This is a genomic window from Algoriphagus sp. (genome assembly GCF_013373065.1).
Taxonomy (GTDB): Bacteria; Bacteroidota; Bacteroidia; order Cytophagales; family Cyclobacteriaceae; genus Algoriphagus.
This window is the reverse complement of sequence record NZ_JABXIN010000031.1, coordinates 1-13969: the sequence shown is the minus strand read 5'-3', so window position 1 is coordinate 13969 and position 13969 is coordinate 1. Positions and strand designations below refer to the sequence as shown.

Below are 13969 nucleotides of genomic sequence, written 5' to 3'. Positions count from 1 at the left end.
TATTCATCTGCTAAAGCATTCAGATCGGTCAGTGTTTTTTCTCCGGAATTGGTTCTACTATGCTCGAGCATACCTTTGACGATGGCTCCAGCGCGCTTGCCATGGTGATTGATCTTCTCCTCGTTACTTTCGATATCTGCTGCGAGAAGTTTGACTTCTTCCAAATCACCCTTTTCGATTTCCTCTTTCAGGTCGGCGATCAATTCTTTATTTATCTCAGAGAAGTTGTTGACAAAATTCAGAGGATTCTGAATCTCATGGGCGATGCCTGCGGTGAGCTCTCCAAGAGAAGCCATTTTCTCGGATTGGATGAGTTGGGTTTGAGTCGCCTTGAGATTCTCGTGAGCAAGTTCTAGGTTTTGGTAAGCCTTTTCTATTTCACGTGCCTGTTCCAATTCTCTATCTTTTGCCTTTTCACGTTCTTTTCGAATGGTTCTTTCCTTTTGAAAGGCATGTATTCTTCGTCCTAATAAAAGGAGCAATATTAAATAGATTAAATAAGCCCACCAGGTTCTCCACCATGGGGGCAAGACCTTGAAGGTATAGCTAAGTTCACTGGTCGTTCCAAAAGGGCTAAAAGCTTCCAATTTGAAGGTATATTCCCCTTCGGTCATATTCCCAAAGTATGCCTCATTTTTTAAGCTGACAGGACTCCAGTTTTCCTCATAGCCTTCCAATTTGTAACGGTATTGGAAGTACTTTCCATATGCAGGAGAAATAGAAGAAAATTCGAAGGTAATGCTGTTATTGGTGTAGGGGAGTCTTAGGTTGATGGGAATAAAATCTCCTCTTTGTAAGCTGTCGTATTCAATGTTTCCAAATACATTTTGAAGCTCTTTGAGAAATTCTTCTTCTGGCTTTTTACTAAACTTCAAAACGGATTCATTGGTGACAGTAAGCTTATTTAAGGAGTCATTTTCTTCCAAAAATAAAGACCAAAGAAGGTTTGTGTTGTTTATACGGATGTTCTTAATTTTTACTGATGGAGACTTTATTTCTTGCAATTGCTTCCAATTGAACCGGACTAAATCTGAAAAAGTATTCATCCAAATATCCGAGGAGCTAACTTGTATTTTTTCTCCCGTAGCCAAAAAACTAGGAATATTTTCGAAACCATTTTGTTTGGAAAAAATTCTAAATTGTGGATTTTCAGATTGAGATTCTTCGAAAGATAAAGTGGCTAATCCTTTGGTTGTTCCAAACCAAAGTTGTTGATTGAGCGTATCCACAAAAATTGAGGTAGCGATGCTTCCTAAACCTTCTGCCTGACCAAAAGTGCTTAATTGGTTTCCGTCAATTCTCCCGATTCCCCCATCCGTGCCCATCCAGATGGTTCCATTCGGTCCTACAGTAAGATCATTTACAAAATTATTTGGAAGACCATTGCTGGTATTCACTTTAAGTACACTATCTTGAGTAAAAGCAATGGCTCCTGAATAACCAGTACCTACCCACATTCGGTTTTTTTGATCAAAAATAATTGAGGTTATTACTTCAGGAAATCCTTGTTTTTCGCCGTAATAGGTGATTATTTCATTATTGATAAAATAGACACCACTCGAAGTCACCAAAACAATATTTCCATCCTTATCCTCAGAAATATTTCTGACAAAATCCATTTTTATTCCTTGATCGACACCATAGATGTGAAATTTCGATCCATCAAATTTGATTAGCTTTTTTGGAATGTTTTGATTTCCTCCATTGGATAGCCAGATATTTCCATTTTTGTCAGCAAATAAGAAAAGGAAAAAAAAACCTTCACCAAAAACCGGTTCTAGATCATATTTAATCGCCTCATTTTTTTCATACTTAAATAGTGAGCTTCTTTGTTTTGAAGATATTGCCCACTTGGACCCATTCGGACCTATAGCAAGCCTTAAGGAGTTATTTAGGTTGTCAGAATCCCCTTCCGGTATTTCTAAAGGATTAGTAAGGTTGAAATTAATTTTCACAAAACCATTCCTGCTTATAATCCAATAATTCCCCAAATCGTCCTCAACAACAGAAGAAAAGCTACGCTTAACAAGTTCTATAGTAGAATAGAAGTTGAAAATTCCATTCTTATAAATATAGGTTCCTTCTTCTGTGTCAATCCAGATTTCGCCAGATTTCGTTGTTTCGGCTCTGTATATCCTTTCTTGGTAATCAAATCCCTCGGCTTTTCCAAACAGGCTGGATTTTTGACCATCATATTTTCCAAGCTGATCTTTATCGCCTGATTTTATCCGAAACCAAATGCTTCCCTCTTGGTCTATTGTGAGAATTACAGGATGGGAGTTCCCAATAGCAGGAATTTTATCAAATGGCTCAAATCTTCCATTCGTATACACATAGTTTTCAGTTGTTGAGGTGGCAATAATCTGACCCGATTGGTCTAAAAAAAGAGTGTAATAAAGGCCAAGTGGCACCCCTTCATCTTTTCCAAAAACCTGTACAGAATCCTCACCAATCCGAAAAATACCCTTTTGGCTTGATGCCCAAATTGTTCCATCCTGATCCTGTATCAAAGAAAAAAAGTTAAGGTTCCTGTCATCCTCACTTAAAGAGATTTGATGAAATCTATAGCCGTCGTATTTGTACAATCCATATAAGGTCCCAATCCATATGTTGTTATCTGAATCTACTAATAATTGACTGATGAGTACGCTTTCTAGTCCATTGCTAATATTGAAATTGGTAAAGGTTGACCCGTCAAATTTGCTTAGGAACCCGATACCACCTATCCAAAGATTTCCTTGCTGGTCTAGCACTAAATCCTGAACCAAATCTCCTGGTAGCCCATCATTGACACCATAGTTTTTTACCGTTGGTTTTCCAACTCCATAAGGGTATTTCAATGGAATTTTGGTTGGCGTAATTTCAAAAATATCCGGGGCTTTCACTTCGCTTAAACGAATAATCTTTGGAGGAGAAAGTGAATCCGGTAAGGCTTCCATTTGTAATGGAGTAACTTTTTCTTCATAAAAACTGAATTTGTCAGATTCTTTACAAGAGAAGAGGAGTGTGCCAAAACAAATAAAAGGTAGGAGATACTTATTCATCAGGTTGTGGGTAAAATGATTATTAACTGGGTTCCTATGTTTTCTTCGCTTTTAACCTGGATTATTCCTTGGTGTGCTTTGATGATATCATAGCTCAAACTCAAACCCAAGCCTGTGCCTGAACCAGTCGGTTTAGTGGTAAAAAATGGCTGGAAGATTTTGTCTTTAACTGAGTCTGGGATACCCTTCCCGTTGTCCTTTACGGAGATTTCGATTCCTTTTTCGGTCTTTCGGGAACTAACCACCACTTCGGGTTTATATTCCTCGTCCGGATGGCTATTGGGACTGGATTGGGCTTTTTCATTGACCCCACTTCGACTTCGCTCTGCACATGCATAGAAGGCATTATTGATCAAGTTCAACAATACCCTGCCAATGTCCTGCGCTATTACATTTACCTTAGGTAGATTGGGATCTAATTCAGTTTTAAAATCAGCTTGGAAGTTTTTGTCCTTTGCTCTAAAACCATGATAACTTAATCGAAGGTATTCATCTGCTAAAGCATTCAGATCGGTCAGAGTTTTCTCTCCGGAATTCGAACGGCTGTGTTCCAACATTCCTTTGACGATGGCTCCTGCTCGTTTTCCATGATTGTTGATTTTTTCTTCATTGCTTTCAATATCATCGGCAATCAGTTTTACTTCTTCCAAATCACCTTTTTCGATTTCCTCTTTCAGGTCGGCGATCAATTCTTTGTTTAATTCGGAGAAGTTGTTGACAAAATTCAAGGGGTTCTGAATCTCGTGGGCGATTCCTGCAGTCAATTCCCCAAGTGAGGCCATTTTTTCAGCTTGGATGAGTTGAGCTTGAGCCGCTTTAAGATCTTCAATTGATTTCTTGAGCTGTTTTGTTCGATGTTGTACCTTCTCCTCTAGAATCCGATTTTCTTTTTTCAGATAGTAGGCACGAATCTGAACGATGGCAACAATGATGTTACCTAACAGAAAAGCATAAATGAGGTAGGCCCACCAAGTCCTATACCAGGGAGGAAGAATGATGAAAGAATAACTTACAATCGGGCTTTCATAGCCCAGTAGGTTTGTTCCTTTAACCTGAAAGGTATATTCTCCCGGAGATAAATTGGTGTAGGTTTTTTGTGTTTCTACTGACCAAGGTGACCAAGAGTCATCAAAACCTTCTAGAAATGTAGAAAACTGATTGGCGTTTTTCCTTTCATAGCTTGTTGCTGCAAAACGAAACTTTAAGGCGTTATTTTTAAATTTAAGCTCTGGAATCTGGAAGTATTCCTGATTTCCTCCTAAAGCAATAATCGAATCATTGCCGTTAGAAACTGTACGTATAAGGGTCGAAAACTCCTGAGGGGAACTATTTTTTTTACCAAAATCATATCTGATAAAGCCCTCGCCTGAGGCAAACCAAGTAAGTCCGTTTTTTTCGGCATAAATGGAATAAATTGCTTCATCCGAAATCCGTCTAAAAGGGAAAGTAGTCCATTCCCAATTAGTTTCTTCTTTAACTTCTCCAATCGCGATCGTTTTTTTATTTCCAAGCCAGACACGACCCAAAAAATCCTGGGTTAGGGGAACTCGGTCTTGGTTGGCCTTGAGCTCATAAAAAGTGGCTACCAGATTATCTGTTGTATCAATTAAAAAGCGATTTTCACTTTCATCGTACTGGTAAATGCTGTCGGTCGTTCCAAAGTACATTTTCCCATTGAGTTTCTTGGCGTAGACAATTCCGTCTTGCAGACCATTTTTATCATCATAATTTTCGATGACTGCATCTTGGATGAGCGGTGAATCACCATCGATGTTAGGGAAACTGACTTTAAATAATCCATTCGAAAAAGTTCCCATCCATAAATTTCCATTCTCATCCTCTTGGAGCGAGGTTGGCTGGTCGAAAACTTCCAAAATTTGACCCTCTTCAACCCAATTTGGTCCATTTTTCACCATAGACCATATTCCGCTGTTTACGCCAACAAAAATTCGACTTGGATTAACACTAGATTGAATCAATTCATTGACTAAAAATTCATTCTCAATAGTTCGTTTTATTGGGATAAGATTTCCGGATTCGATTTTAAATAAACCATCTGCCGATCCAATCAATAAATCATCCTCAACTTCTAAAAAAGTCCAGGATTGTTTGTTAAAGTTATTGAGTTGATGGAAAATGGAGGTGGATGGATCAAGCGTGAAAATTCCGTTTGCGGTACCTGCATAAATGGTGCCCTCATGACGAATAATGTCATGGGAATAGGTGGTGATTCCACTTCTGGAATCAAAATAGCTTATCGGGGAAGCGTAATCTATTCTTGAAATTCCATTTTCTGTAGCCAGCCAAATACCTCCGGCTTTATCTTGATAGGAAAAATAGACCGTATTGTTAATGATTCCGATCTCATGGTTGTATCTAGCTACTTCATTTCCCTCTTGATCAATTAAAATACTCCCGCCATTCAAGGTGTTCAATAGCATATTGCCGTCTTGAAGTACGGTTCCCGGGAGATAGATTAAATTTTCTTTTATGAACTGTTGTACTTCGGTTTCAAATGGGATGAATGTAGAATCAACATACTTAAAAATCCCCATGGTTCGAGTCACCAGTAATAGTGCCTCCGGTTCAGCAATGAAAGGCAATAAAGAATAGATGCGTTCATTAGCAAATAATTCTCCTCCCTGGACCAGTGTGAGTTTGTTGTTTTCCCAAATTTTTAATCCTACTCCCCATTCTCGTACATAAATGTTTTCATTTACCTTAAAGAGAATATGGAATCCATTTTCTGAGGGGATTATTTGAAACTCTCTTTTTTCAATATCCCAAATCAGTAGGTACTTTTCACTATTGAAGAATACTTTTCCCTGATTGACATGGATTTCAGTGACGTTTGAAAAATCACGGCTGTTTTCAGGGATATAGTCAAGGAGAGAAGTGAACTTCATTTGTCCGAATGAATCGGGTAAAAAATAGCCCAGGTCAGCTTGTGCTCCTACATATAACTTTTTATCATCCCCAAAAGCAATACCCAGTATGGCCGATTTATTCGGGATCGTATACAGCTGCCAAGAGTTCCCGTCATATTCCAACAATCCATCGGTATTTCCAAAGTACATTATTCCCCGATCATCCTGAGCAATTGCCCAATTTTGGCGAAAGGCATCGTACTCTTTGGGGCTAAAGTTACTGATTGCAGGGAATCCAATCTCAGAATGATTTTGAGCCAATATCTCAGCAGAAATCAAGCAAATCCAGGAAAGAGCGAATAAAAGCTTCTTCATAAGCTGCATATTGGTTGGTAATTATTTCGGTATCAGAATTTTAAACTCAGTACCTGAACCCTCCTCTGTATCCACCATGAATTCCCCACCATGGGCCTTCACGATATCATAAGATAGTGATAATCCAAGTCCCGTTCCCGATCCGATTGGCTTGGTGGTGAAGAAAGGTTGGAAGATTTTGTCTTTGACTGAGTCTGAAAAGCCATTCTGATCAGGGAAAAATTTTCCCAGCTCGCTTTGTCTGGCTCCAACCTTTCTCCAAAACAAAAACATACATTTTTTTCATGGGAAGAGATTTTGTTAGGTTATTTATAAAGCATCTCATCAGCACCATTCCAGTTTTTTGGAGCCCCTTCGGCGAGATATCTTTTTGCTTTTTCATAAAATACCTTTACCGTGTGATCCTTCTCATCCGAAGCTAATACCTTGCTGAATAATTGGACAGCTGATTCAAACTGGCCTTGTTGATATAGCTCCATAGCCATGTCAAAATCACCCATATTTTTTTTCCTTGCTGAAGCCAACGCTTCTTCCATTCCATTCATACATTCAACTACACTCAGCACATTATTTTTCCCCTTAAGAAGGACTTTTCCAAGTCTTCTGAAGGTAAATCTGGATGGTTCCGGTATTCGTTTAAAGGTTTCTGCACTTAGTAATAGGGAGGATTTATAATGTTTTGTAAGACTTTCTATCCGTGCAGCAGTATTTACGGTATCACTTATGGTGGCCGCATCCAATCGATGTTCGTCGCCGGTAATACCCATAATTAACGAACCAGTGTGCATTCCAATTCCTGCATGGATAGGAAGTTCTCCTTTTTGGGTTCGTTGCTGATTTAAATTTCTAACTGCCCGCTGCATTTCGATCGCTGCGAGTAAGGCATCCTCTGGTTGAATTGGAAAAATAGCCATGATTGAATCCCCCAAATACTGGTTGATAAATCCACGATGGCTCCGGATAATGGGACCAAGCACTTCATTGAAAGAAGAAACAAACCGGAAGTTTTCCTCCGGGCTCATTTGTTCTGAAAGTGTGGTGAAATCCCTAATATCCGTGAATAGAACTGTAACAATTTTTTCAACTTGGTCTCCTAGTCTAACATCGGTAATATTTTCCTTTCCTAATGAGGAAATAAATTCATTGGGTACAAACTTTCTAATTACTTCATTGATGCGGAGCATTGCCTCTTCCCGCATTTTAATCTCCCGAATATTTTTCTCAAAAAGTAAGGCAGATTCCATGGCTGATGAGGATTGTAAAGCCAAGGTCACTAGGAGCTTTAGATGTGCTGCGGTAAACTGATCCGTCAGGGTTCCTACCAGAATGATTGCGCCGAGAATTCGGTCTTTGCCCTTCAGGGTAGCATAAATTAAGCTAGTTACATTTTTGGCAATCAATCCGCGATCTTTGAGTTCAGCGATATCGGTGATAATTGCGGATTGTCCATTTAGACCAAATCGAAGCAAAAGAGAAAAATTATTCTCTAAAAGACTGGAGTCAATCAATTTTTCACCCGAAATGGCAGGAACTGTTAATGCCCTTTGGTATTCATCCAAAAGGACAATTGCGCCGGCATTTGCCGGAATAGAATTCATGGAATGATTTAGTGTAATCCCTGCAATTGCTTCCAAAGAAATGGCTTCCCCTAAATTCTCTGCGAAGCTGTAAATAATATTGAGCTCCTGATAAAGGTGAAGTACTTCAGCCCCTAATTTTCTTTTCTCTCCCTCCTTTGTAATCAGCATGGTCAAAACTCCAGCCACCTGATTTATCAGATTACTATTACTAGATACATTGGCAAGAGTGGCATTTTCAAAAATTATTGGAATGGACTGTTTAAAATCTTCATGGTCTTGACTACCATAAATTACCGTATCCGTATTATCGGTAATACAAAGGTTAACCTGATTTTGGTTACACCAATTGTCTAACCAAGTTTTCAAAGGCCCATTTCGCCCAAATAATGCTTTAATTGAAAGTTTTGCCATGGAAAAATTTTTGAAATCTATTTTGAGAGTTTCTAATTCCTAAGGCAATTCGAGTACTTCCCGAGCTTTTTCCAATAATAATTCGGGATCGAAAGGCTTAGTCATATATACATCGGCTCCTACATCTAAACCTTTTTGCCGATCTGATTCTTGGCCCTTTGCAGTCAGTAAAACAATATAAATATCGGTTAAGCCCATTTCCTGCTTTACTCTTCGGCATACTTCCATTCCGTTCATTTTGGGCATCATTACATCCAAAAATATTAGATCGGGCTTTTCTATGTTAATTACTTCCAAGGCCATTTCTCCATTTTCAGCAGTAAAAAATTCTACACCCTCATCCTCCAGTTCTTCGAGTGTTTGCTCGATGAGCATTCGGATATGGGCCTCATCATCTACGATTAAGATTTTTTTTGACATGATTTAGATTTATAAATTCTACTTTTTAAGATTCCTTTATTGATAAATGAAAAACAAAACATTCTCCAATCCCTTTTCAAAGCGTAAGGTTTGAACGATTTCTTCGTCGGAGGATAGGAGAGAGTTAAGTATGATAATGTCAGGCTGTGTTTCTTTGGCTTTTTCAACCAGCTCCTTTCCATCCGATTCAACTACATGGTATCCTTTGGCTTGAAGGACTTCAGTTAAGGTCCGTATGGCAGCACTATCCTCATCTACTACCATAACTTTTCTTTTGGATTTTCCTTGTTCGAGTAATGCACTTATATCCTCAAATAACTGACTAGTATCTATAGGCTTGGTCAAATAGCGATCTACACCTATTCGGAAACCTCTTGCTTTGTCCTGAACAATTGACAAGATAATTATTGGAATATCCATCGTTTGAGGATCATTTTTCAAAATGGCAGCTACATCGAATCCATTGATTTCCGGCATCATGATGTCCAAAATAATCAGGTCGGGACGATGCTCTCTAATAGATTCAATTGCCTGTTTTCCATTACTTGCTTCGGACGTCAAGTAGCCGGCATCAGTTAGTTCCTGCCGCAGAAGAGATCTAATGGACTCTTCATCATCCACAATCAAAATGTGGGCATTTTTACCTGCTGATTTAAGTTGAGAAAAAGCCATCTGCTCCTTCAATTGCTTGACTAACTCATTGAGATGAATAGGCCCGCTGTTTACTCCTGCGATATCTTTTTTCACAAAAGGAATGGCAAATGAAAATGTGGTGCCTTCTCCGACTTCACTTTCTAGCCAGATTCTCCCTCCATGATGTTCTACAATTTCTTTACAAATTGGGAGGCCAAGGCCAGTTCCTTTAGGCTTATCGGTTAGGGTGTCTCCTCCGATTTGTTTAAACTGCTCAAATACGGCTCCGAAATCTTCTTTGGTGATTCCCATTCCCGTGTCTTGGATACTGGTGATAATTTCATTACCAACCTGTTTCACTTTACAGGTAACAGAGCCTTTATCGGTAAACTTGACCGCATTCGAAATTAGATTGATTACTACCTGAATAAGTTTGTTAGTATCTCCAGTGATTTTTGGAACGCTCAAATCGATATCTCGAATCAGTTTTAACCTCTTCTGGTCAAAAAGAGAAGTTGTTGAAGCGATTGCACGCTCGACCACTTCTGGAATGAAAACTTCCTCTTGACTCCAGTCCATTTTTCCAGCTTCAATTTTTGCCAAATCCAATACATCATTGATTAGGGAGGTAAGCCTTTCCCCTTCAGAAATAACAACCTTAAGGTTTTCAGAAACCTGATTGATAGTTCTATCCGTTTTGGAGTCACTCCGGTCCACTAATGGGAAAATCTTTTCTTCTAGTCTTTTCTGAATGATTTTGGCAAAGCCCAAAACAGAAGTAAGAGGGGTTCTTAATTCATGGCTGACTGTCGAAAGAAAGGCACTTTTTGCCTCATTCGCTTGTTCTGCAGCCTTTTTGGACGCGATAACTTCCTCAAAAAGTTGAGCTTTATTAATCGCTACTCCAACAGAAGAAGCAATGGTTGACAGAAGGTTTGAATCATTTTCATCAAAGCGGTTCTCTGATTCAGTACTTTGTACGCTCAAGACTCCTATAGCTTCTTTTCCCTGAAAAATGGGAACACCCAAATAGGAAGCTGATGGTTTCCCTAATCTGGTAGCTCCTAATTTTGTGGTCATTTCCTCTACAGCTTTATTAATCAGTAGTGGCTTTCCAGTATTTAGGACTTTAGAGGTAAGTCCTTCCCCAAGCTTTTGAGGAGGCATATTATCTCCGAATTGGTAAGGGAAATTGATAATATTGGATTTTTTATCCAGAAGAGCTAAATACACAATATTTGCTTTAAACAGCTCTTTCATCTGATCTCCCACAAGATGAATGATTTCGTCTAATGACACATAGGAGGCAAGAGCTTTAGTGACCCTATTTACCACAGACAATTCATTTGCCTTTTGGGTAGATTCTTCCAAAAGGCGATTTGTTTCGTCAAAAAGGCGGGTATTTTCCAAAGCTACCCCCAAGCTATTGGTGATGGTACTTAGAAGTTTTACTTCAGAATCACTGAAGGCACATTCCTTATCTAAATTCTGAAGGCTAACAGAACCCTTAATATTATCACCAACCATTATGGGAACAAAGACTGCAGATTTTGGGGCGATTCCTATACTTACCCCTTTGCCTCCATATTTTTGTGCAGTGGCGACATAATCTTTGTTAATCACCAATGGAGCTTTGGTTTCTATCAATTGTTTATTTGCCCAGTTAATTGGACGGGGATCTGTGTACTGTCTCTCTCCTCGCTCAATGGAATACTGCCAATGTTCTTGACCAGCTTTTAAATCAAAAGATCGAATGATGACACTTTGGGTATCAAAAAGAGTTCTCAGTTTTTCACCTACCAATTCATAGATTCCCTCCGAATGAATTTCTTTTACAAGTCCATTTTGCACACCATTCAATACAGCGAGTTCGGATACCCGTTGACTGAGCTCTTGTGTCCTGTCAGCTACCGTTTTTTCCAGTAATTCTTGTTTTTCACGAAGCTGACTCAACCTCCATTTTAAAATCAAACGAATTAGAATGATTACGGCTAAAGCATAAAGTATATATGCCCACCATGTACTGTACCAGGGAGGGATGATGGTAAAAGTATAGGATGCTTCTTCGCTTACATCATTGAAAACATTTTTAGCTCGGACTCGAAAGGTATATGTACCTGGCGAAAGATTGGTGTATTCCTTATAAACGCTTCTATTCCAATCTGACCAGTCAGACTCAAATCCCTCCAAAAAGGTTTGGTAGGTGGTCCGCTGTTCTTGCTGATAGAATTGGGCAGCATAAGTAAAACGAATAGAATTTTGAGAATACTCCAAATTGTCTTCAGCTTTTTTTCTCAAATGATTTAAAGTATCCGCTCCAGCATAAATTCCTCGCATCAATACTGGAAAATTTTCCCTGGATACAGAAGATATGGAGCGATCATACCGAAGCAAACCCTGTCCACTTCCTATCCAGACGATTCCATCATCCTCAGAATAAAGTCCAAACACACCTTGCCAAGGGTAATCATTAAATAGATTTTCTTCTAGGATATACGTATTGTCTGGCCCTGGTATGGCTAGTCTCAGCCTATTGCCAATCGGGATCCAAACTTGACCTTGTGAGTCTTCCTTCATAAAAAAACCTTCAGAAAGCTCCAAGTTATCTGGGATCATTCCAAACCGATCATCTGGAACAATGGACTCTGTAGCGGGATTATAGCGGAGGCTAGCCCCGAATGCTGGGAAAAAGATTTCCCCATTAATGGCATATAATAATCCGGCCGAATTAATCAAACCCTCCTCAATACCAAATTCTTTGATTTGAAAGTCATTGACTACGGGAAGGCCGTTTTCATCATATGCGGGAGTAATACGATAGGCCATATTGGTTTGAGTCCCTCCCCAAAGTGTGCCATCCTCACTTTCAGCAATTGTCCAAATCGTATTTGGTAACCCTTGTAAATCGGCATATTTTTCCCAAAAGTTTCCTTTTCTAGCGAAAATCCTCAGTCCACCGGGAACAGATATGTATAAAAGATTGGGATGGCTACTCGAAATCATGAGGTCCTGCCCTCCATTGGTGTTGGGGTCTATTGGGATAATTTTTCCTCCGCGAATCATTGAAAAAACTTCTCCCGGAACAAGTAAATCCTCACCGTCAACTAAAAGATTCCAGATCTGAATATTTCCTAATTCTGGAATTGGTACAAACTTTTTCGTCTTCACATCAAATTTGTAAAGGCCGATTGAAGAGCTAACATAAAGTTGTCCGGCTACTCGTGTTATTCCATAAATGGTTGAGTTTATACCTTGATTCTTTGTAAAAGTGCTAATGGGAGAATTGAGCGCCAGTTTCGAAATTCCATTGTCTAGTCCAACCCAAACCGTTTGGTCATGGTCCACATAAACAGAATAAACTGAAGGGTCTTGAAGCCCTTGATCAGCAGAAAGAATATTAAGCAGTTTACCCTCTTGATTAACTAAAACCAATCCCATTCCGATCATAGAGGCCACTAGGTTCCCATTTGGAAGTAAGGCGCTTTTATAAAGCAAATTAGTTTTTGTATATGCGTTGAGATCACTATCAAAAACCTCAAACTTCTCTCCGTCAAACTTGTAGATCTCTTGATAAAAACGGCCTATTAAAAACTGTTTTTGGCCTGTTTCGGGATTATCCACATGTTCCACTAAAGTGAAAACCCTATCTCCAGCAGTAACTTCACTACCTGGCATGAACTCAAGTTCTCCGTCCACCATTTTATATATTCCTGTCTCTATATCGTGGACCATATATTGGCCATGGATTATAAAGCCATGCGAAAATGTTCCCTGAGCGGGATAGGTTTTGATATCAAAATCTCCTTTTTCTAAATCATAGTCTAATCTGAAAATGTATTCTCTAGCTTGGAAGTATAAGTATTGCCCATCAAATTGAACTGACCAAAATTCTTCAAAATCCCGCTTATCCTCAGGGATAAGATGTTTTAATGATTCTACTACTCGATCCCCAAACTTGTTTCTTTTGAGATAGCCAAAACTACCACCGGAAATGTAAAAAATAATCCCATCGTCGTCCATTACCATGCCTCTGGTGGAAACACCAGTGGGATAATCGGGATTTCTTATTTGTCTCCAATTGATCCCATCAAATTCCATGATTTCAGTAGAGGTCCCGAAATACATTAATTGATCATCACTTTGAATTATAGACCAAACCTGCCCATTTCCGCCATATTCAGAGGTTTCATAGTTCGTGATCAGTGGAACCCCAATTTCTTCATTGGATTGAGAATAAGATTCCTTCGAATAAAAAATGAGGATTATAAAAACCCAAAAAATCATATTTCCCTTTATCAGGTTCAAAAATGAGTATCTAAATTGTGGCATAGCTTTATTTTATTGTATAAAAACCCAAAAAAATTTGTAGTAATCTAAGAAAAAAAAATTGTCCTAAGCGAAAAGCTGGATCAAAAATTCTGTTTTTTCCCCTTCCACGGACTCGACTTTCAACTCTCCACCATGGGCCTTCACGATATCATAAGATAGTGATAATCCAAGTCCCGTTCCCGATCCGGTTGGCTTGGTAGTGAAAAATGGCTGAAAGATTTTGTCCTTAACTGAGTCTGGGATTCCGTTACCATTGTCCTTTACCGAAATTTCAATTCCAGTTTCTGTCTTTTTTGAGGAAACAATTACC

7 protein-coding genes are annotated in these 13969 nt (G+C 39.0%); all 7 read right to left on the bottom strand.

Annotated features, from left to right (window positions below; genetic code table 11):
- Window positions 1–3044 (bottom strand): two-component regulator propeller domain-containing protein (locus tag HWE15_RS15190; RefSeq protein ID WP_290508395.1); only part of this gene is annotated, 3044 nt, incomplete at its 3' end.
- Window positions 3044–6286: an ATP-binding protein gene (locus HWE15_RS15185; RefSeq protein WP_290508394.1), complete on the bottom strand. Its 3243-nt coding sequence runs from the start codon at window positions 6284–6286 to the stop codon at window positions 3044–3046. The genes HWE15_RS15185 and HWE15_RS15190, both read right to left, overlap by 1 nt.
- A gap of 21 nt (window positions 6287–6307) precedes the next feature.
- Window positions 6308–6553, bottom strand: a complete 246-nt coding sequence (locus HWE15_RS15180) for an ATP-binding protein (RefSeq protein ID WP_290508393.1) — start codon at window positions 6551–6553, stop codon at window positions 6308–6310.
- A gap of 38 nt (window positions 6554–6591) precedes the next feature.
- Complete coding sequence (locus HWE15_RS15175) at window positions 6592–8277, bottom strand: adenylate/guanylate cyclase domain-containing protein (protein ID WP_290508392.1); 1686 nt, start codon at window positions 8275–8277, stop codon at window positions 6592–6594.
- A 39-nt stretch (window positions 8278–8316) separates the two neighbouring features.
- A complete protein-coding gene (locus tag HWE15_RS15170) occupies window positions 8317–8697 on the bottom strand; it encodes a response regulator transcription factor (protein ID WP_290508391.1) in 381 nt (126 codons plus the stop codon).
- Window positions 8698–8733: 36 nt separating this feature from the next.
- On the bottom strand, window positions 8734–13659 hold the full coding sequence (locus HWE15_RS15165; RefSeq protein ID WP_290508390.1) for a response regulator: 4926 nt from the start codon (window positions 13657–13659) through the stop codon (window positions 8734–8736).
- A gap of 63 nt (window positions 13660–13722) precedes the next feature.
- Window positions 13723–13969 (bottom strand): ATP-binding protein (locus HWE15_RS15160; protein ID WP_290508389.1); only part of this gene is annotated, 247 nt, incomplete at its 5' end.

What these genes read in the sequence shown, in the direction of transcription:
- HWE15_RS15175 (WP_290508392.1), bottom strand. Translation starts at nt 8,277, where the DNA reads ATGGCAAAACTTTCAATTAAAGCATTATTTGGGCGAAATGGGCCTTTG.
- HWE15_RS15185 (WP_290508394.1), bottom strand. Translation starts at nt 6,286, where the DNA reads ATGAAGAAGCTTTTATTCGCTCTTTCCTGGATTTGCTTGATTTCTGCT.
- HWE15_RS15165 (WP_290508390.1), bottom strand. Translation starts at nt 13,659, where the DNA reads ATGCCACAATTTAGATACTCATTTTTGAACCTGATAAAGGGAAATATG.
- HWE15_RS15170 (WP_290508391.1), bottom strand. Translation starts at nt 8,697, where the DNA reads ATGTCAAAAAAAATCTTAATCGTAGATGATGAGGCCCATATCCGAATG.